This is a genomic window from Pseudomonas sp. BP11-1-1 (assembly GCF_052112105.1).
Classification (GTDB): domain Bacteria; phylum Pseudomonadota; class Gammaproteobacteria; order Pseudomonadales; family Pseudomonadaceae; genus Aquipseudomonas; species Aquipseudomonas alvandae.
Window position 1 is genome coordinate 1 of sequence record NZ_JAUTYU010000011.1, and the last position, 20,762, is coordinate 20,762.

Annotated in this window: 16 protein-coding genes, 4 tRNA genes and 1 rRNA gene; all 21 read left to right on the forward strand. The window is 55.9% G+C overall.

Annotated features, from left to right (window positions below):
• Positions 1 to 76: ribosomal RNA gene (gene rrf / locus Q7C33_RS19830) — 5S ribosomal RNA — on the forward strand; the annotation flags it as partial.
• Between the two features lie 133 nt (positions 77 to 209).
• On the forward strand, positions 210 to 1,166 hold the full coding sequence (gene birA, locus Q7C33_RS19835; RefSeq protein WP_407684020.1) for a bifunctional biotin--[acetyl-CoA-carboxylase] ligase/biotin operon repressor BirA: 957 nt from the start codon (positions 210 to 212) through the stop codon (positions 1,164 to 1,166).
• Positions 1,156 to 1,905, forward strand: coding sequence for a pantothenate kinase (locus Q7C33_RS19840; RefSeq protein ID WP_198796651.1), 750 nt, complete (start codon positions 1,156 to 1,158; stop codon positions 1,903 to 1,905). Before birA ends, Q7C33_RS19840 begins: the two co-directional genes overlap by 11 nt.
• Positions 1,906 to 1,912: 7 nt before the next feature.
• Entirely contained in the window at positions 1,913 to 2,368 is a 456-nt protein-coding gene (locus tag Q7C33_RS19845; protein WP_198796652.1) for a hypothetical protein, read from the forward strand.
• A 142-nt stretch (positions 2,369 to 2,510) separates the two neighbouring features.
• Positions 2,511 to 2,595: transfer RNA gene (locus Q7C33_RS19850), tRNA-Tyr, on the forward strand.
• Between the two features lie 24 nt (positions 2,596 to 2,619).
• Positions 2,620 to 2,693, forward strand: a tRNA-Gly gene (locus Q7C33_RS19855).
• A gap of 26 nt (positions 2,694 to 2,719) precedes the next feature.
• Positions 2,720 to 2,795 (forward strand) — tRNA-Thr (locus Q7C33_RS19860).
• An 84-nt stretch (positions 2,796 to 2,879) separates the two neighbouring features.
• Positions 2,880 to 4,073 carry an elongation factor Tu gene (gene tuf / locus Q7C33_RS19865; RefSeq protein WP_003186103.1) on the forward strand — a complete coding sequence of 398 codons (1,194 nt, stop codon included), beginning with the start codon at positions 2,880 to 2,882 and terminating at the stop codon, positions 4,071 to 4,073.
• Positions 4,074 to 4,126: 53 nt separating this feature from the next.
• Positions 4,127 to 4,202, forward strand: a tRNA-Trp gene (locus Q7C33_RS19870).
• Positions 4,203 to 4,247: 45 nt separating this feature from the next.
• Complete coding sequence (secE, locus tag Q7C33_RS19875) at positions 4,248 to 4,616, forward strand: preprotein translocase subunit SecE (protein WP_024776457.1); 369 nt, start codon at positions 4,248 to 4,250, stop codon at positions 4,614 to 4,616.
• 9 nt (positions 4,617 to 4,625) lie between these two features.
• Complete coding sequence (gene nusG / locus Q7C33_RS19880; RefSeq protein WP_010443972.1) at positions 4,626 to 5,159, forward strand: transcription termination/antitermination protein NusG; 534 nt, start codon at positions 4,626 to 4,628, stop codon at positions 5,157 to 5,159.
• A gap of 117 nt (positions 5,160 to 5,276) precedes the next feature.
• Positions 5,277 to 5,708: a 50S ribosomal protein L11 gene (rplK, locus tag Q7C33_RS19885; RefSeq protein ID WP_003176435.1), complete on the forward strand. Its 432-nt coding sequence runs from the start codon at positions 5,277 to 5,279 to the stop codon at positions 5,706 to 5,708.
• The gene (gene rplA, locus Q7C33_RS19890) at positions 5,708 to 6,403 is read left to right on the forward strand and encodes a 50S ribosomal protein L1 (protein WP_030138521.1); all 696 of its coding nucleotides are present in this window, start codon (positions 5,708 to 5,710) and stop codon (positions 6,401 to 6,403) included. Before rplK ends, rplA begins: the two co-directional genes overlap by 1 nt.
• A gap of 198 nt (positions 6,404 to 6,601) precedes the next feature.
• Positions 6,602 to 7,102: a 50S ribosomal protein L10 gene (rplJ, locus tag Q7C33_RS19895; protein ID WP_030138520.1), complete on the forward strand. Its 501-nt coding sequence runs from the start codon at positions 6,602 to 6,604 to the stop codon at positions 7,100 to 7,102.
• Positions 7,103 to 7,180: 78 nt separating this feature from the next.
• On the forward strand, positions 7,181 to 7,546 hold the full coding sequence (rplL, locus tag Q7C33_RS19900) for a 50S ribosomal protein L7/L12 (protein WP_030138519.1): 366 nt from the start codon (positions 7,181 to 7,183) through the stop codon (positions 7,544 to 7,546).
• Positions 7,547 to 7,766: 220 nt separating this feature from the next.
• Positions 7,767 to 11,840 carry a DNA-directed RNA polymerase subunit beta gene (gene rpoB, locus Q7C33_RS19905; RefSeq protein ID WP_198796653.1) on the forward strand — a complete coding sequence of 1,358 codons (4,074 nt, stop codon included), beginning with the start codon at positions 7,767 to 7,769 and terminating at the stop codon, positions 11,838 to 11,840.
• Positions 11,841 to 11,904: 64 nt separating this feature from the next.
• On the forward strand, positions 11,905 to 16,104 hold the full coding sequence (rpoC, locus tag Q7C33_RS19910) for a DNA-directed RNA polymerase subunit beta' (RefSeq protein ID WP_030138517.1): 4,200 nt from the start codon (positions 11,905 to 11,907) through the stop codon (positions 16,102 to 16,104).
• 216 nt (positions 16,105 to 16,320) lie between these two features.
• Entirely contained in the window at positions 16,321 to 16,692 is a 372-nt protein-coding gene (gene rpsL / locus Q7C33_RS19915) for a 30S ribosomal protein S12 (RefSeq protein WP_003186084.1), read from the forward strand.
• 102 nt (positions 16,693 to 16,794) lie between these two features.
• Positions 16,795 to 17,265 (forward strand): 30S ribosomal protein S7, encoded by a 471-nt coding sequence (gene rpsG, locus Q7C33_RS19920; RefSeq protein WP_003186074.1) that lies wholly within the window; start codon positions 16,795 to 16,797, stop codon positions 17,263 to 17,265.
• A 30-nt stretch (positions 17,266 to 17,295) separates the two neighbouring features.
• Positions 17,296 to 19,401 (forward strand): elongation factor G, encoded by a 2,106-nt coding sequence (gene fusA, locus Q7C33_RS19925; RefSeq protein WP_030138516.1) that lies wholly within the window; start codon positions 17,296 to 17,298, stop codon positions 19,399 to 19,401.
• A 31-nt stretch (positions 19,402 to 19,432) separates the two neighbouring features.
• Positions 19,433 to 20,626, forward strand: coding sequence for an elongation factor Tu (gene tuf, locus Q7C33_RS19930; RefSeq protein WP_003186103.1), 1,194 nt, complete (start codon positions 19,433 to 19,435; stop codon positions 20,624 to 20,626).
• Positions 20,627 to 20,762 lie beyond the last annotated feature (136 nt).

Below are 20,762 nucleotides of genomic sequence, written 5' to 3' on the forward strand. Positions count from 1 at the left end.
CGAACTCAGCAGTGAAACGATGCATCGCCGATGGTAGTGTGGGGTTTCCCCATGTGAGAGTAGGTCATCGTCAAGATTAAATTCCGAAACCCCTATCTGCTGACGCAGGTAGGGGTTTTGTTTTGCCCGCAGGAAAGTAATTTTGTGTTTCTATGCAACCGTCTTGCGCATGGCTATCATGCGGGCCTCATTATCAGGGCGCAGTCCGCATGCTCACGTTGCTAAAACTTCTGAAGGATGGCCGCTTTCATTCGGGGCAGGCGCTGGGTGTTGCACTGGGCATCAGTCGCAGTGCTGTATGGAAGCAGTTGCAGCACTTGGAGGCGGATTTAGGATTGTCTGTTCATAAGGTCCGGGGTAAGGGGTATCAGTTGGCTAAGCCCCTATTGCTTTTGGACGCGGCAGAGATTTGCAAAAAAGGCCTTGGTGAATGGCCTGTCCATTTATTCGACTCTATCGACTCCACCAACGCCGAGGCGTTGCGTCTCATCGAGCGTGGTGGGGTGGCACCTTTCTTGGTCCTGGCTGAGCGACAGGTTGCGGGTCGCGGCCGTCGAGGTCGTAAGTGGGTCAGTCCGTTTGCTGAAAATCTCTATCACAGTCTGGTGTTGCGCATTGACGGCGGTATGCGGCAGCTCGAAGGGCTGAGCCTGGTCGTCGGGCTGGCGGTCATGCATGTCTTGCGTGATATGGGGATCGCAGCGGCGGGGTTGAAATGGCCCAATGATGTCTTGGTGGGTGAGAAAAAAATCGCCGGTATTTTGCTCGAATTGGTGGGAGATCCTGCAGACGTTTGCCATGTTGTCCTAGGTGTCGGGATTAACGTGAACATGCAATCGACTGACGAGGTCGACCAGCAATGGACTTCGATGTGTCTTGAGGCTGGCAGGAGTTACGATCGAAATGAGCTGGTGGCACGATTGGGTGCGAAGCTGCAGCGATATCTGGAGCTTCATCATGCGTCAGGATTTGCAGCGCTTCAGTCGGAGTGGGAGCAGTATCATCTTTGGCAGGGGCGAGCTGTATCTCTGATTGCGGGTGTTAATAAGGTCGACGGTATTGTGCTGGGCATTGATCATCAGGGTGCGTTGCGTTTGAAGGTAGATGGTGTGGAAAAGAACTTTAGCGGCGGTGAGCTCAGTTTGAGGTTGCGTGATGATTCTTGAGCTCGACTGCGGCAATAGCTTCATCAAGTGGCGCGTTCTTCGTCCTGACGGGGTGACGCCAGTCGAGGATGGCGTGGTCAGCTCCGATAGCGATCTGCTGGCGAGCCTGAGTGATGCCGAGAAATTCCAGCTCAAGAAATGTCGTCTTGTTAGTGTAAGGACCCAGGCGGAGACGGATTCGTTGGTCGCTTCGCTGGTTGAGTCGTTCGGGGTGTCGGTAGTTCTCGCGGTGCCTGCGCGGGAAATGGCGGGTGTGCGAAATGGCTACGAAGATTACGGGCGATTGGGGCTCGATCGATGGCTGGCCTTGCTTGGTGGGTTCCATCTCGCTTCGGGGGCATGCCTGGTCCTTGATTTTGGTACTGCTGTTACGGCTGACTTTGTGGCTGCGGATGGCGGACATCTCGGAGGGTTCATTTGCCCAGGTATGCCTTTGATGCGTAATCAATTGCGCACCCACACGCGTAAAATCCGCTATGACGATATAGCAGCCGAGCGCGCCCATGAGAGCCTCGCTCCAGGTCGTGCGACTGTCGAGGCGGTGGAGCGCGGTTGCATGTTGATGCTCAGAGGGTTTGTGCTGACTCAGCTTGAATTGGCGCGGCAATATTGGGGAAAGGATTTCGTAGTGTTTCTCACAGGGGGGGATGCCAATCTGGTATCCGGGGTTGTTCCCGATGCCAAGGTGGTTCCAGATCTCGTTTTTGTCGGTTTGGCGATGGCTTGTCCTTTGTCTTGAGGTTTCTATGCGGTGGCTGTTTCTACTATTGCTGGTTTTAAATGTCTTCTATTACGTCTGGCACCAGCAGGAAGCCCCGCTTCGCGCCAAGGATGTCACGCCGTTGAGTTTGTATCGCGGTTCGCAACAGGATATTCATCTCTTGAGCGAAACTGCTGATGCGCTTGTCAGGCGTGATTCAGGCAGGCCGGGTGAGGCCTCCAAAAACTGTGTCTACTTAGGTGGTTTTGTCCGTCCGGAGCTGGCCAGGCAGTTGGAGCAGCGTCTGGCTGCCTCAGGCATTGCAGGTCGTTCGGTAGCGCCGAGCTCGCCGAATGTTCCTGAGGGGGGTGGCTTCTGGGTCCAGGTTCCCCAGGAAAGCGCGGGAAAGGTAAATGAAACACTGCTTCAAAACCTTTCTAAAGAATTCAATGAGTTAAAACATAAAATAATGCCATGCGAAGGGGTTGCACCCGCAGGGTAGTTTGCATAGAATGGCGCCCGCTTCGCAGCGAAGACCTTTAAAGGTAAGCGATACGAGGCGACGTCAACGCAGCTAACCTCAGGTTTTTAATGAGAAAATGCTTGACAGAAGGCTGGCATGATATAGAATGCCGGCTCGCTTAGGAGGGGTTCCCGAGCGGCCAAAGGGATCAGACTGTAAATCTGACGTCTACGACTTCGAAGGTTCGAATCCTTCCCCCTCCACCATTTTTAGCGTGAGCTGCAAGCTCCGCGGGTATAGTTTAGTGGTAGAACCTCAGCCTTCCAAGCTGATGATGCGGGTTCGATTCCCGCTACCCGCTCCAAGTTTGCAGGTTGTGCAAAGTGTTTCGCTCTTGTAGCTCAGTTGGTAGAGCACACCCTTGGTAAGGGTGAGGTCAGCGGTTCAAATCCGCTCAAGAGCTCCATATAACAAGGCAGATATGAAAATATCTGCCTTTGTTTTAATGGCTTGCGTGACTCGCTAAATTCTTCTCCTAGGGGTGATTTCGATGGCTAAGGAAAAGTTCGAACGTAATAAGCCGCACGTCAACGTTGGCACCATTGGTCACGTCGACCACGGTAAAACCACGCTGACCGCTGCTCTGACCCGTGTCTGCTCCGAAGTTTTCGGTTCGGCCAAGGTTGACTTCGACAAGATCGACAGCGCCCCGGAAGAAAAAGCTCGCGGTATCACCATCAACACCGCTCACGTTGAATACGATTCGGCCGTGCGTCACTACGCACACGTTGACTGTCCAGGTCACGCCGACTACGTAAAAAACATGATCACCGGTGCTGCCCAGATGGACGGCGCGATCCTGGTTTGCTCGGCCGCTGATGGTCCGATGCCACAAACCCGTGAGCACATCCTGCTGTCCCGTCAGGTAGGCGTTCCGTACATCGTTGTCTTCCTGAACAAGGCTGACATGGTTGACGATGCTGAGCTGCTGGAGCTGGTTGAGATGGAAGTGCGCGACCTGCTGAGCACTTACGACTTCCCAGGTGATGACACTCCAATCATCATCGGTTCGGCTCTGATGGCTCTGAACGGCCAAGACGACAACGAAATGGGCACCACTGCTGTCAAGAAGCTGGTGGAAACTCTGGACAGCTACATCCCAGAGCCAGAGCGTGCTATCGACAAGCCGTTCCTGATGCCAATCGAAGACGTATTCTCGATCTCCGGTCGCGGTACTGTTGTGACTGGTCGTGTTGAGCGTGGCATCGTCCGTATCCAGGAAGAAGTTGAGATCGTCGGTCTGCGCGACACTCAGAAAACTACCTGCACCGGCGTTGAAATGTTCCGCAAGCTGCTCGACGAAGGTCGTGCTGGCGAGAACTGCGGCGTGCTGCTGCGCGGCACCAAGCGTGACGACGTTGAGCGTGGCCAGGTTCTGGTCAAGCCAGGCACCGTCAAGCCGCACACCAAGTTCACCGCAGAAGTCTACGTTCTGAGCAAGGAAGAAGGCGGTCGTCACACTCCGTTCTTCAAAGGCTACCGTCCACAGTTCTACTTCCGTACAACTGACGTGACTGGTAACTGCGAGCTGCCAGAAGGCGTTGAAATGGTAATGCCAGGTGACAACATTCAGATGACTGTTACCCTGATCAAGACCATCGCAATGGAAGACGGCCTGCGTTTCGCTATCCGTGAAGGCGGTCGTACCGTCGGCGCCGGCGTCGTAGCGAAAGTCATCGAGTAAACAGTTGTAATGTCTTTTTCGGGCCGGCATAATGGTCGGCCTGATTTTGTTTTAGGTCAGTAGCTCAATTGGCAGAGCGACGGTCTCCAAAACCGTAGGTTGGGGGTTCGATTCCCTCCTGACCTGCCAGATTCACTCGGTGTGTCTGGCTTTCTTTTCACAGGATCTTCATAGATGACTCCTAAAGCTGAAGCTCAAGGCTCTCGCTTCGATCTGCTCAAGTGGCTAGTGGTAGTCGCTTTGGTAGTTGTTGGCGTTGTTGGCAATCAGTATTTTTCTGCTTCGCCGATCCTGTACCGCGTACTTGCATTGCTTGCTATTGCTGCTGTAGCTGCCTTTGTAGGCCTGCAGACAGCCAAGGGCAAGTCTTTCTTTGTACTCGCTAAGGAAGCTCGCACCGAGATTCGTAAAGTCGTATGGCCGACTCGCCAAGAAACCACGCAGACCACGTTGATCGTTGTGGCTGTTGTTCTGGTAATGGCGTTGCTGTTGTGGGGGCTCGATTCCCTGCTCGGCTGGCTTGTTTCCTTGATTGTTGGCTAAGGGTGTCCCGTGGCTAAGCGTTGGTACGTTGTGCATGCTTACTCGGGTTACGAGAAGCATGTTATGCGCTCGCTGATAGAGCGTGTGAAGCTGGCTGGCATGGAAGATGGCTTTGGCGAGATTCTGGTTCCCACTGAAGAAGTGGTTGAAATGCGTAATGGCCAGAAACGCAAAAGCGAACGCAAGTTCTTTCCGGGCTATGTGCTGGTACAGATGGATATGAACGAAGGGACTTGGCACTTGGTCAAGGATACCCCTCGTGTGATGGGCTTCATTGGCGGTACCGCCGACAAGCCTGCGCCGATCACCGATAAAGAGGCGGAAGCGATTCTGCGTCGCGTCGCTGATGGTAGCGACAAGCCGAAGCCGAAAACGTTGTTTGAGCCAGGTGAGGTTGTACGTGTCACCGACGGTCCATTCGCTGATTTCAACGGCACGGTTGAAGAAGTTAACTACGAAAAGAGCCGGATCCAAGTGGCAGTGCTCATTTTCGGTCGCTCTACTCCGGTAGAGCTGGAGTTCAGTCAGGTCGAAAAGGTCTGATCGAACAGGCATCCCAACCCCGCAGCCCAAGGCTGTGGGGTTTTGTCGTCACTGGGATAAACGCGCAAGCAACCGGGGAGCCTTTCGAGGCGTTCGAACCCGTAATTGGAGTGCCTCATGGCCAAGAAGATTACCGCTTACATCAAGCTGCAAGTGAAGGCCGCTCAGGCTAACCCAAGCCCACCTGTTGGTCCTGCTCTGGGTCAGCACGGCGTGAACATCATGGAATTCTGCAAGGCCTTCAACGCCCGTACTCAGGGTCTTGAGCCAGGTCTGCCGACTCCAGTGATCATCACTGTCTACAGCGACCGTAGCTTCACTTTCGAAACAAAAAGCACCCCTGCTTCTGTTCTGCTGAAGAAGGCTGCAGGTTTGACCAGCGGTTCCGCTCGTCCAAACACCGTTAAGGTTGGCACCGTTACCCGTGCTCAGCTGGAAGAAATCGCGAAAACCAAAAACGCGGATCTGACTGCAGCTGATATGGATGCAGCCGTGCGTACTATCGCCGGTTCTGCTCGTAGCATGGGCCTTAACGTGGAGGGTGTGTAATGGCTAAGCTGACCAAGCGTCAAAAGGCTATCGCCGGCAAAATCGAAGCAGGCAAGGCCTACAACTTTGTAGATGCCGCCGCTCTGCTGGCTGAGCTGTCGACTGTCAAGTTCAGCGAGTCGTTCGACGTTGCTGTGAACCTGGGCGTTGACCCACGTAAATCCGACCAGGTCGTACGTAGCGCTACCGTGCTGCCACACGGCACTGGCAAGACCGTTCGCGTTGCCGTGTTCACCCAGGGTCCAGCAGCTGAAGCTGCTCTGGCTGCTGGTGCTGATCGCGTAGGCATGGACGATCTGGCTGCTGAAATGAAAGGCGGCGACCTGAACTATGACGTCGTGATCGCATCCCCGGATGCCATGCGCGTTGTAGGCCAGCTGGGTCAGATCCTCGGTCCACGTGGCCTGATGCCTAACCCTAAAGTCGGCACCGTAACTCCAGACGTAGCCACCGCGGTCAAGAACGCCAAGGCTGGTCAGGTTCGTTATCGCACCGACAAAAACGGCATTATCCACACTTCCGTTGGCAAGATTGGCTTCGACGCCGTCAAGCTGAAGGAAAACGTTGAAGCCCTGATCGCCGATCTGAAGCGCATCAAGCCAGCTTCTTCGAAAGGTATCTACGTCAAGCGCGTTACCCTGAGCACCACTATGGGCCCAGGTCTGATCATTGATCAGAGCTCGCTCGACGCGTAAGACAAAGGTTGGCGCAAGCGATTGCGCCAGTCGACATATTGGGGTCCCTGCCTGGCGGGGGCTGTCCAAGACCGTAGGCGACGCAAGTCTTAAACCACAAGCCTACGCAGATGGTGCTCCCGGTTCCTTACCGAATCAGACACCAAAACGACATTCGGTTTCGATCGGATGAAACGGTAACAAGCAGGAGTTAAACCCGTGGCAATTAAACTCGAAGACAAGAAGGCCATCGTCGCTGAAGTCAACGAGGCTGCCAAAGCTGCTCTGTCCGCTGTCGTGGCTGATGCCCGTGGCGTAACAGTAGGCGCTATGACCGGACTCCGTAAAGAGGCTCGTGAAGCTGGCGTTTACGTACGTGTAGTACGTAACACCCTGCTCAAGCGCGCTGTTGCTGACACTGAATACAGTGTCCTCAACGACGTGTTCACCGGCCCGACCTTGATTGCGTTCTCCACCCAACATCCTGGCGCTGCTGCCCGTTTGTTCAAGGAATTCGCCAAAGGTCAGGACAAGTTCGAGATTAAGGCAGCTGCGTTCGAGGGCAAGTTCCTCGCAGCTAACCAGATCGACGTATTGGCGACTCTGCCGACCCGTGACGAAGCAATTTCCCAGCTGATGAGCGTGATGCAAGGCGCCACCAGCAAATTGGCTCGTACCCTGGCGGCACTGCGCGACCAGAAAGAAGCTGCCGCAGCCTAAGGCTCGACACCTCTTTTCGCGTTTTTTGTTTATTTCGATGGTCGCGTAGGCCGTCCCCCAATTCAGGAATTTAGTTTCATGACTATCTCTCAAAACGACATCCTCGAAGCCGTTGCCAACATGTCCGTAATGGAAGTTGTTGAGCTGATCAAAGCTTTCGAAGAAAAATTCGGTGTTACCGCTGCTGCTGCTTCCGCTGGTCCAGCTGTTGCTGCTGCCGTTGCTGAAGAGCAAACCGAATTCAACGTCATGCTGACCGAAGCTGGCGAGAAGAAAGTAAACGTGATCAAGGCAGTACGTGAACTGACCGGTCTGGGCCTGAAAGAAGCCAAGGCTGTAGTTGACGGCGCTCCTGCCATGGTTCTGGAAGCTGTTGCCAAAGACGCAGCTGACAAAGCCAAAGCAGTTCTGGAAGAAGCAGGCGCTAAAGTCGAGCTGAAGTAAGCATCGACTTTGCGTCTCCAGCCCGAGCGTTAAGCGACAGGCTGATGGCTGGTGGCTCTTGCCACCGGCCTTTTTCCGTTATTGGCAGCCGACTGGGTCGGTGCTGATCGCGAGCTGTAACCACCCGATGTGGTGGCGCAAACCATGGGGTTTGCACGATTTTCTGGCTGCTCCCGTCGGGAGGGGCCAAACAAGCAGGTGACCAAGCTGGGGAACGCTGATGGCTTACTCATATACTGAGAAAAAACGTATCCGCAAGGACTTTAGCAAGTTGCCGGACGTCATGGATGTGCCGTACCTCCTGGCCATCCAGCTGGATTCGTATCGTGAATTCTTGCAAGCGGGAGCGACTAAAGATCAGTTCCGCGACGTGGGCCTGCATGCGGCCTTCAAATCCGTTTTCCCGATCATCAGCTACTCCGGCAATGCTGCGCTGGAGTACGTCGGTTATCGCCTGGGCGAACCGGCATTTGATGTCAAAGAATGCGTATTGCGCGGTGTAACTTACGCCGTACCTTTGCGGGTAAAAGTGCGCCTGATCATTTTCGACAAAGAATCGTCGAACAAAGCGATCAAGGACATCAAAGAGCAAGAAGTCTACATGGGTGAGATCCCCCTGATGACTGAAAACGGTACCTTCGTAATCAACGGTACCGAGCGTGTAATCGTTTCCCAGCTGCACCGTTCTCCGGGCGTGTTCTTCGACCACGACCGTGGCAAGACGCACAGCTCCGGCAAACTGCTCTACTCCGCGCGCATCATTCCTTACCGCGGTTCGTGGTTGGATTTCGAGTTCGACCCGAAAGACTGCGTATTCGTGCGTATCGACCGTCGTCGCAAGCTGCCTGCATCGGTGCTGCTGCGCGCGCTCGGCTATACCACCGAGGAAGTACTGGACGCGTTCTACACCACCAACGTCTTCCATGTGCAAGGTGAAAACCTGAGCCTGGAACTGGTGCCTCAGCGTCTGCGCGGTGAAATCGCGGTCCTCGATATCCAGGACGACAAGGGCAAGGTTATTGTCGAGCAAGGTCGTCGTATTACCGCTCGCCACATCAACCAGCTGGAAAAAGCCGGGATCAAAGAGCTGCAGGTGCCGATGGACTACGTCCTGGGTCGCACTTCGGCCAAGGTCATCGTGCATCCAGCCACTGGCGAGATCATCGCTGAGTGCAACACCGAGCTGACCGTCGAGATCCTGGCGAAAATCGTCAAGGCCCAGGTCGTTCGTATCGAGACCCTGTACACCAACGACATCGACTGCGGTCCGTTCATCTCCGACACGCTGAAGATCGACTCCACCGGCAACCAGTTGGAAGCCTTGGTCGAGATCTATCGCATGATGCGTCCTGGCGAGCCACCAACCAAGGATGCTGCCGAGACCCTGTTCAACAACCTGTTCTTCAGCCCTGAGCGCTATGACCTGTCTGCGGTCGGCCGGATGAAGTTCAACCGTCGTATCGGTCGTACCGAGATCGAAGGTTCGGGCGTGCTGAACAAGGATGACATCGTTGCGGTCCTCAAGACCTTGGTCGACATCCGTAACGGCAAGGGCATCGTCGATGACATCGACCACCTGGGTAACCGTCGTGTTCGCTGCGTAGGCGAAATGGCCGAGAACCAGTTCCGTGTTGGCCTGGTGCGCGTAGAGCGTGCGGTCAAGGAACGCCTGTCGATGGCTGAAAGCGAAGGCCTGATGCCGCAAGACCTGATCAATGCCAAGCCTGTGGCTGCGGCGGTGAAGGAGTTCTTCGGTTCGAGCCAGCTGTCCCAGTTCATGGACCAGAACAACCCGCTGTCCGAGATCACCCACAAGCGTCGTGTCTCCGCACTCGGCCCAGGCGGTCTGACGCGTGAGCGTGCAGGCTTCGAAGTTCGTGACGTACACCCGACTCACTACGGTCGTGTATGCCCGATCGAAACGCCGGAAGGTCCGAACATCGGTCTGATCAACTCCCTGGCTGCCTATGCGCGCACCAACCAGTACGGCTTCCTTGAAAGCCCGTACCGCGTGGTGAAAGACGCCCTGGTTACCGACGAGATCGTTTTCCTGTCCGCCATCGAAGAAGCTGATCATGTGATCGCCCAGGCTTCTGCCACGATGAACGAGAAGAAAGTCCTGGTCGACGAGCTGGTAGCTGTTCGTCACTTGAACGAGTTCACCGTCAAGGCGCCGGAAGACGTCACCTTGATGGACGTATCGCCGAAGCAGGTAGTTTCGGTTGCAGCGTCGCTGATCCCGTTCCTCGAGCACGACGACGCCAACCGTGCGTTGATGGGTTCGAACATGCAGCGTCAGGCTGTACCTACCCTGCGTGCCGACAAGCCGCTGGTTGGTACTGGTATGGAGCGCAACGTTGCTCGCGACTCCGGCGTTTGCGTCGTGGCTCGTCGTGGCGGTGTGATCGACTCCGTCGACGCCAGCCGTATCGTGGTTCGTGTTGCCGATGACGAAGTTGAAACTGGCGAAGCCGGTGTCGACATCTACAACCTGACCAAATACACCCGCTCGAACCAGAACACCTGCATCAACCAGCGTCCGCTGGTGAGCAAGGGTGATCGGGTTCAGCGTAGCGACATCATGGCCGACGGCCCGTCCACCGATATGGGTGAACTGGCCTTGGGTCAGAACATGCGCATCGCGTTCATGGCATGGAACGGCTTCAACTTCGAAGACTCCATCTGCCTGTCCGAGCGTGTGGTTCAGGAAGACCGCTTCACCACGATCCACATCCAGGAACTGACCTGCGTGGCTCGTGACACCAAGCTTGGCCCAGAGGAAATCACTGCGGACATCCCGAACGTGGGTGAGGCTGCACTGAACAAGCTGGACGAAGCCGGTATCGTTTACGTAGGTGCTGAAGTAGGCGCGGGCGACATCCTGGTCGGCAAGGTCACTCCGAAAGGCGAGACCCAACTGACTCCGGAAGAAAAACTGCTGCGTGCGATCTTCGGTGAAAAAGCCAGCGACGTAAAAGACACCTCCCTGCGCGTGCCTACCGGCACCAAGGGTACTGTCATCGACGTACAGGTCTTCACCCGTGACGGCGTTGAGCGTGATGCTCGTGCACTGTCGATCGAGAAGACTCAGCTCGACGAGATCCGCAAGGACCTGAACGAAGAGTTCCGTATCGTTGAAGGCGCAACTTTCGAGCGTCTGCGCTCCGCCCTGGTCGGCCACAAAGCCGAAGGCGGCGCCGGCCTGAAGAAAGGTCAGGAAATCACCGACGAAGTCCTCGACGGTCTTGAGCATGGCCAGTGGTTCAAACTGCGCATGGCTGAAGATGCTCTGAACGAGCAGCTCGAGAAGGCCCAGGCCTACATCGTTGATCGCCGCCGTCTGCTGGACGACAAGTTCGAAGACAAGAAGCGCAAGCTGCAGCAGGGCGATGACCTGGCTCCAGGCGTGCTGAAAATCGTCAAGGTTTACCTGGCAATCCGTCGCCGCATCCAGCCGGGCGACAAGATGGCCGGTCGTCACGGTAACAAGGGTGTGGTCTCCGTGATCATGCCGGTTGAAGACATGCCGCACGATGCCAATGGCACCCCGGTCGATGTGGTCCTCAACCCGTTGGGCGTACCTTCGCGTATGAACGTTGGTCAGATCCTTGAAACCCACCTGGGCCTCGCGGCCAAGGGCTTGGGCGAGAAGATCAACCGTATGATCGAAGAGCAGCGCAAGGTCGCTGACCTGCGCAAGTTCCTGCACGAGATCTACAACGAGATCGGCGGGCGCAACGAAGAGCTGGACACCTTCTCCGACCAGGAAATCCTGGATCTGGCGAAGAACCTGCGCGGCGGCGTTCCGATGGCTACCCCGGTGTTCGATGGTGCCAAGGAAAGCGAAATCAAGGCCATGCTGAAACTGGCAGACCTGCCGGAAAGCGGCCAGATGCAGCTGTTCGACGGCCGTACCGGCAACAAGTTCGAGCGTCCGGTTACCGTTGGCTACATGTACATGCTGAAGCTGAACCACTTGGTAGACGACAAGATGCATGCTCGTTCTACCGGTTCTTACAGCCTGGTTACCCAGCAGCCGCTGGGTGGTAAGGCGCAGTTCGGTGGTCAGCGTTTCGGGGAGATGGAGGTCTGGGCACTGGAAGCATACGGTGCTGCATACACTCTGCAAGAAATGCTCACAGTGAAGTCGGACGATGTGAACGGCCGGACCAAGATGTACAAAAACATCGTGGACGGCGATCACCGTATGGAGCCGGGCATGCCCGAGTCCTTCAACGTGTTGATCAAGGAAATTCGTTCCCTCGGCATCGATATCGATCTGGAAACCGAATAACACGTGACGCGAATCGAGAGCGGGGCTGTCTTGCCCGCTCTCTGCTCCGCCAGGAGGAAAGGCCTTGAAAGACCTACTGAATTTGCTGAAAAACCAGGGTCAAGTCGAAGAGTTCGACGCCATCCGTATTGGATTGGCCTCGCCTGAGATGATCCGTTCGTGGTCGTTCGGTGAAGTTAAAAAGCCGGAAACCATCAACTACCGTACGTTCAAACCCGAGCGTGACGGCCTGTTCTGCGCCAAGATCTTTGGCCCGGTAAAGGATTACGAGTGCCTGTGCGGTAAGTACAAGCGCTTGAAGCATCGCGGCGTGATCTGCGAGAAGTGCGGCGTTGAAGTCGCGCTGGCAAAGGTTCGTCGTGAGCGCATGGCGCACATCGAACTGGCCTCGCCAGTTGCTCACATCTGGTTCCTGAAATCGCTGCCGTCCCGTATCGGCCTGCTGATGGACATGACCCTGCGTGATATCGAACGCGTTCTCTACTTCGAGAGCTATGTCGTTATCGATCCAGGCATGACCACCCTTGAAAAGGGCCAGCTGCTGAATGACGAACAGTACTTCGAAGCGCTGGAAGAGTTCGGCGACGATTTCGATGCCCGCATGGGTGCCGAAGCTGTCCGCGAACTGCTGCACGCGATCGACCTGGAGCACGAGATTGGTCGTCTGCGCGAAGAGATTCCGCAAACCAACTCCGAAACCAAGATCAAGAAGCTGTCCAAGCGTCTGAAGTTGATGGAAGCCTTCCAGGGTTCCGGCAACCTGCCAGAGTGGATGGTGCTGACCGTTCTGCCGGTTCTGCCGCCAGACCTGCGTCCACTGGTTCCGCTCGATGGCGGTCGCTTCGCGACTTCCGACCTCAACGATCTGTATCGTCGAGTGATCAACCGTAACAACCGCTTGAAGCGTCTGCTCGACCTGTCCGCTCCGGACATCATCGTGCGCAACGAAAAGCGTATGTTGCAGGAAGCGGTCGACGCACTGCTCGACAACGGTCGTCGTGGCCGGGCTATCACCGGTTCGAACAAGCGTCCTCTGAAATCCCTGGCTGACATGATCAAGGGTAAGCAAGGTCGTTTCCGTCAGAACTTGCTCGGTAAGCGTGTTGACTACTCCGGTCGTTCGGTAATTACCGTAGGCCCGACCCTGCGTCTGCATCAGTGCGGCCTGCCCAAGAAAATGGCGCTGGAGCTGTTCAAGCCGTTCATCTTCGGCAAGCTGGAAATGCGTGGTCTTGCGACCACCATCAAAGCCGCCAAGAAAATGGTCGAGCGCGAACTGCCAGAGGTCTGGGACGTTCTCGCCGAAGTGATTCGCGAACACCCAGTGCTGCTCAACCGTGCACCGACCCTTCACCGTCTGGGCATCCAGGCGTTTGAACCGGTACTGATCGAAGGCAAGGCTATCCAGCTGCACCCTCTGGTCTGTGCTGCGTACAACGCCGACTTCGACGGCGACCAGATGGCCGTGCACGTACCGCTGACGCTGGAAGCCCAGCTCGAAGCGCGTGCGTTGATGATGTCGACCAACAACATCCTGTCGCCAGCCAACGGTGAGCCAATCATCGTTCCGTCCCAGGACGTTGTATTGGGTCTGTACTACATGACTCGTGAAGCGATCAACGCCAAGGGCGAAGGTCGTGTGTTCGCGGATCTGCAGGAAGTCGACCGTGTGTTCCGTGCTGGCGAAGCCGCACTGCACGCCAAGATCAAGGTGCGGATCAATGAAACCGTAAACGATCGTGATGGCAACAGCGTGACCAACACTCGCATCGTCGACACCACTGTCGGTCGTGCGCTGTTGTTCCAGGTTGTGCCAAAAGGCTTGTCGTTCGATGTCGTCAACCTGCCGATGAAGAAAAAGGCGATCTCCAAGCTGATCAACCAGTGCTACCGCGTGGTTGGTCTGAAAGAGACCGTGATCTTCGCCGACCAGTTGATGTACACCGGTTTTGCCTATTCGACCATCTCCGGCGTTTCCATCGGTGTTAACGACTTCGTTATCCCTGATGAAAAAGCCCGCATCATCGGTGCTGCCACCGAAGAAGTGAAAGAGATCGAAAGCCAGTACGCGTCCGGCCTGGTAACCCAGGGCGAGAAGTACAACAAGGTAATCGACCTCTGGTCCAAGGCGAACGACGAAGTTTCCAAGGCGATGATGGCCAACCTCTCGAAAGAGAAAGTCATCGACCGCCACGGCAACGAAGTTGACCAGGAATCGTTCAACTCGATGTACATGATGGCCGACTCGGGTGCACGGGGTTCTGCTGCGCAGATCCGTCAGCTCGCCGGTATGCGTGGCCTGATGGCCAAGCCGGACGGCTCCATCATCGAGACGCCGATTACTGCGAACTTCCGTGAAGGTTTGAGCGTACTCCAGTACTTCATCTCCACTCACGGTGCTCGTAAAGGTCTCGCGGATACCGCGTTGAAGACAGCGAACTCCGGTTACCTGACTCGTCGTCTGGTAGACGTGGCGCAAGACTTGGTCGTGACCGAGATCGATTGCGGCACCGAGCATGGCCTGGTCATGACGCCGCACATCGAAGGCGGCGACGTTGTCGAGCCATTGGGTGAGCGCGTATTGGGTCGTGTCATTGCCCGTGACGTATTCAAGCCAGGTACCGAGGACGTCATCGTTCCTGCTGGCACCCTGGTTGACGAGAAGTGGGTCGAATTCATCGAGCTCAACAGCATCGACGAAGTGATCGTGCGTTCGCCAATCAGCTGCGAAACCCGCTATGGCATCTGCGCCAAGTGCTACGGTCGCGACCTGGCACGTGGTCACCAGGTGAACATCGGTGAAGCGGTCGGCGTTATCGCTGCCCAGTCCATCGGTGAGCCGGGTACCCAGCTGACCATGCGTACGTTCCACATCGGTGGTGCGGCAAGCCGGACCTCCGCAGCCGACAGCGTCCAGGTGAAGAATGGCGGTACCGTCCGCCTGCACAACCTGAAGCACGTTGAGCGAGTGGATGGTCACCTGGTAGCTGTGTCCCGTTCCGGTGAGCTGGCAATTGCCGACGACTTCGGTCGTGAGCGCGAGCGCTACAAGCTGCCGTACGGTGCTGTGATTTCGGTGAAGGAAGGTGACAAGGTCGACGCTGGTGCCATCGTGGCCAAGTGGGATCCGCACACTCACCCAATCGTTACCGAGATGAAAGGTACCGTGACCTACGTTGGCATGGAAGAAGGCATCACGATCAAGCGTCAGACTGACGAATTGACCGGTATGACCAACATCGAAGTACTCGACGCAAAAGATCGTCCAGCTGCGGGCAAGGACATCCGTCCTGCTGTGAAGATGGTCGACGACAACGGCAAGGATCTGTTGCTGCCAGGCACTGACGTAATCGCTCAGTACTTCCTGCCAGCCAACGCCCTGGTCGGTGTAGCGGATGGTGCGAAGATCGCGATCGGCGATGTTATCGCTCGTATCCCGCAAGAGACTTCGAAAACTCGCGACATCACCGGTGGTCTGCCGCGTGTTGCCGACTTGTTCGAGGCCCGTCGTCCGAAAGAAGCCTCGATTCTGGCTGAAGTCAGCGGCACCATCGCGTTCGGTAAAGAGACCAAAGGCAAACGCCGTCTGGTTATCACCCCGAACGACGGTAGCGATCCGTACGAAGAGCTGATTCCGAAGTGGCGCCACCTGAACGTGTTCGAAGGCGAACAGGTAAACCGCGGCGAAGTTATCTCGGACGGTCCGAGCGATCCACATGACATCCTGCGTCTGCTGGGTGTGAGTGCGCTGGCCAAGTACATCGTGAACGAGATCCAGGACGTTTACCGTCTGCAAGGCGTGAAGATCAACGACAAGCACATCGAGACCATCCTGCGTCAGATGCTGCGTAAGGTCGAGATCGCTGAATCCGGCGACTCGAGTTTCATCAAGGGCGACCAGATGGAATTGACTCACGTGCTGGTAGAGAACGAGCGTCTGAGCGGCGAAGACAAGTTTGTCTCCAAGTTCACTCGCGTACTGCTGGGTATCACCAAGGCGTCGTTGTCCACCGAATCGTTCATCTCGGCGGCTTCCTTCCAGGAAACCACCCGCGTACTGACCGAAGCGGCGGTAACCGGCAAGCGCGATTACCTGCGCGGCCTGAAAGAAAACGTGGTCGTGGGTCGTCTGATCCCGGCCGGTACCGGTTTGGCCTATCACAGCGAGCGCAAGCGTCGCCGTGATGCAGACAAGCCGTTGCGCGTAAGCGCCAGTGAAGTGGAAGCTGCACTGACCGAAGCACTGAACTCGAGCGGTAACTGAGTTCGGCGTTGATTGAGTGCCTGGCCCTGGTCATCCCGTTCGGCGGATCGAGACAAATTGTCGAGATCTGGCGGGCGGGGAGGTCGGGGCCTTGCCTTGACTGGGGACAAGATCCTCTTTAGACTCTTGATCCCCTAAATTTGGCGGGAATTCGTTCCTGCCATTTTGCTTTTCTTGCAAGACAATAGCGTCGCAAGACAACAGTGGAGCTAGTAGATGGCAACTATCAACCAGCTGGTACGTCAGCCGCGTAAGCGTATCGTCGAGAAATCCGACGTGCCTGCGCTGCAGAACTGCCCGCAACGTCGTGGCGTATGCACCCGTGTGTATACCACCACGCCGAAAAAACCTAACTCGGCACTGCGTAAAGTATGCCGTGTGCGTCTGACCAACGGTTTCGAGGTTTCCTCGTACATCGGTGGTGAAGGCCACAACCTGCAAGAGCACAGCGTGGTGCTGATCCGCGGCGGTCGTGTAAAAGACTTGCCAGGTGTTCGTTACCACACCGTTCGCGGTTCTTTGGATACTTCCGGCGTTAAAGGTCGTAACCAGGGTCGTTCGAAGTACGGTACCAAGCGTCCGAAGTAATCGGTCGTTTTGCAGTTTTTCATTTTTATTGAGTCGATAAGAGTAAGGTCGGGCACGCATCTGCTGTCCCGGGCTAACCTGAAGACCGCTTGAGGGCTTATCATGCCAAGACGTCGCGTAGCAGCCAAACGTGAGATTCTGGACGATCCGAAATACGGAAGCCAGATTCTCGCCAAGTTCATGAACCACGTTATGGAAAGCGGCAAGAAAGCCGTTGCCGAGCGTATCGTTTATGGCGCACTGGACAAAGTTAAGGAACGCAAGAACAGCGATCCCCTGGAAATCTTCGAGAAAGCTCTCGACGCCATCGCTCCGCTGGTCGAAGTGAAGTCGCGCCGTGTAGGCGGTGCTACTTACCAGGTTCCGGTCGAAGTTCGTCCTTCCCGTCGTAACGCCCTGGCAATGCGCTGGCTGGTAGACTTCGCCCGCAAGCGCGGCGAGAAGTCCATGGCCCTGCGTTTGGCTGGTGAACTGTTGGACGCTGCTGAAGGTAAAGGTGCTGCAGTTAAGAAGCGTGAAGACGTGCACCGTATGGCTGAAGCCAACAAGGCTTTCTCGCACTACCGCTTCTAATTTTAGCGTCACTCAATTTGCGAGGGCTTTATGGCTCGTACTACACCGATTAACCGCTACCGTAACATCGGTATCGTTGCTCACGTGGATGCTGGTAAAACCACCACCACCGAGCGCGTCCTTTTTTACACCGGCAAAAGTCACAAAATGGGCGAGGTGCATGACGGCGCCGCGACCACAGACTGGATGGTTCAGGAGCAGGAGCGTGGTATTACCATTACTTCTGCTGCTATCACCGCCTTCTGGAAAGGTTCCGAGAAGCAGTACCCGCACGAGCATCGCTTCAACGTAATCGATACCCCGGGCCACGTAGACTTCACCATTGAAGTTGAGCGTTCCCTGCGTGTACTCGACGGCGCGGTCGTTGTGTTCTGTGGTACTTCGGGTGTTGAGCCTCAGTCGGAAACCGTATGGCGTCAGGCCAACAAATACGGCGTTCCACGTCTTGTTTACGTAAACAAGATGGACCGTGCTGGTGCCAACTTCCTGCGCGTGATCGGTCAGATCAAGCAGCGTCTGGGTCACACTCCGGTGCCTATCCAGCTCGCTATCGGTTCGGAAGACAACTTCCAGGGCCAGATCGACCTGATCAACATGCAGGCCGTGTACTGGAATGATGCCGACAAGGGCATGGTTCCTGTTCGCAAGGAAATTCCTGCCGAGCTGTTGGAAGAAGCCGAGCAATGGCGCAGCAACATGGTTGAGGCTGCAGCCGAAGCCAGCGAAGAGCTGATGAACAAGTACCTCGAGGGTGAAGAACTCACCAACGACGAAATCAAGGCCGCTCTGCGTCAGCGCACTATCGCTGGTGAGATCGTTCTGGCTGTTTGCGGTTCTTCCTTCAAGAACAAGGGTGTTCCCCTGGTTCTCGACGCTGTGATCGACTTCCTGCCTGCTCCAACCGACATTCCTGCTATCAAGGGTTCCAACCCTGATAACGAGGAAGAGGAAATGGAGCGTCACGCAAGTGATGACGAGCCGTTCGCGGCCTTGGCGTTCAAGATCGCTACCGACCCATTCGTGGGTACCTTGACCTTTGTTCGAGTTTACTCGGGCGTGTTGGCATCCGGCGACGGCGTGATCAACTCGGTAAAAGGCAAGAAAGAGCGCGTGGGTCGTATGGTGCAGATGCACGCAAACGCCCGTGAAGAAATCAAGGAAGTACGCGCTGGCGACATCGCGGCCTTGATCGGCATGAAGGACGTCACCACCGGTGAAACCTTGTGCAACGCTGACAAGCCAATCATCCTGGTTCGCATGGACTTCCCGGAGCCGGTTATTTCGGTTGCTGTTGAGCCTAAGACCAAGGATGACCAGGAAAAAATGGGTATCGCTCTGGGCAAGCTTGCTCAGGAAGACCCGTCTTTCCGCGTCAAGACTGATGAAGAGACTGGTCAGACGATCATCTCCGGCATGGGCGAGCTGCACCTGGACATCCTGGTTGACCGGATGCGCCGTGAGTTCAACGTCGAAGCCAACATCGGTAAGCCTCAGGTTTCCTATCGTGAGCGCATCACGAAGAGCTGTGAAATCGAAGGCAAGTTCGTTCGCCAGTCCGGCGGTCGTGGCCAGTTCGGTCACTGCTGGATCCGTTTTGCTCCTGCTGACGAAGGTCAGGAAGGTCTGCAATTCCTGAACGAAGTCGTAGGTGGTGTGGTTCCGAAGGAATACATCCCAGCGATCCAGAAGGGTATCGAAGAGCAGATGAAGAACGGCGTTGTTGCCGGCTATCCGCTGATCGGCCTGAAGGCGACCGTGTTCGACGGTTCTTACCACGACGTCGACTCCAACGAGATGGCGTTTAAGGTGGCTGCTTCCATGGCTACCAAGCAACTGGCCCAGAAGGGCGGTGGTGAGTTGCTTGAGCCTATCATGGCGGTAGAAGTCGTTACGCCTGAAGACTACATGGGTGATGTCATGGGCGACCTTAACCGTCGTCGTGGCATGATTCTGGGTATGGAAGATACGGTTTCCGGCAAGGTTATCCGCGCCGAGGTTCCGTTGGGTGAGATGTTCGGTTACGCAACCGACGTTCGCTCCATGTCTCAGGGTCGCGCAAGCTACTCTATGGAATTCAAAAAATACAATACAGCTCCGTCGCATATCGTCGAGACTGTTACCAAAAAGCAAGGCTGATCCAGCCCCTTTAAGCTAGGAGTTAATTGTCGTGGCTAAAGAAAAATTTGAACGGAACAAACCGCACGTCAACGTTGGCACCATCGGCCACGTTGACCACGGTAAAACTACCCTGACCGCTGCTCTGACCCGTGTCTGCTCCGAAGTTTTCGGTTCGGCCAAGGTTGACTTCGACAAGATCGACAGCGCCCCGGAAGAAAAAGCTCGCGGTATCACCATCAACACCGCTCACGTTGAATACGATTCGGCCGTGCGTCACTACGCACACGTTGACTGCCCAGGTCACGCCGACTACGTAAAAAACATGATCACCGGTGCTGCCCAGATGGACGGCGCGATCCTGGTTTGCTCGGCCGCCGATGGTCCGATGCCACAAACCCGTGAGCACATCCTGCTGTCCCGTCAGGTAGGCGTTCCGTACATCGTTGTCTTCCTGAACAAGGCTGACATGGTTGACGATGCTGAGCTGCTGGAACTGGTTGAGATGGAAGTGCGCGACCTGCTGAGCACTTACGACTTCCCAGGTGATGACACTCCAATCATCATCGGTTCGGCTCTGATGGCTCTGAACGGCCAAGACGACAACGAAATGGGCACCACCGCTGTCAAGAAGCTGGTGGAAACTCTGGACAGCTACATCCCAGAGCCGGAGCGTGCTATCGACAAGCCGTTCCTGATGCCAATCGAAGACGTATTCTCGATCTCCGGTCGCGGTACTGTTGTGACTGGTCGTGTTGAGCGTGGCATCGTCCGTATCCAGGAAGAAGTTGAGATCGTCGGTCTGCGCGACACTCAGAAAACTACCTGCACCGGCGTTGAAATGTTCCGCAAGCTGCTCGACGAAGGTCGTGCTGGCGAGAACTGCGGCGTACTGCTGCGCGGCACCAAGCGTGACGACGTTGAGCGTGGCCAGGTTCTGGTCAAGCCAGGCACCGTCAAGCCGCACACCAAGTTCACCGCAGAAGTCTACGTTCTGAGCAAGGAAGAAGGCGGTCGTCACACTCCGTTCTTCAAAGGCTACCGTCCACAGTTCTACTTCCGTACAACTGACGTGACTGGTAACTGCGAGCTGCCAGAAGGCGTTGAAATGGTAATGCCAGGTGACAACATTCAGATGACTGTTACCCTGATCAAGACCATCGCAATGGAAGACGGCCTGCGTTTCGCTATCCGTGAAGGCGGTCGTACCGTCGGCGCCGGCGTCGTAGCCAAAGTCATCGAATAAGACTCTTTCAGAGTCGGTTCGATGGACAGGAAAGCCCCCGCTTAGCGGGGGCTTTTTTATTGGGTTGACACCTATCAGGGGCGTCTATAGAATTGCGCCTCCTTTTAACGGGCGTATTGCGCCCGGTGGGAATAGC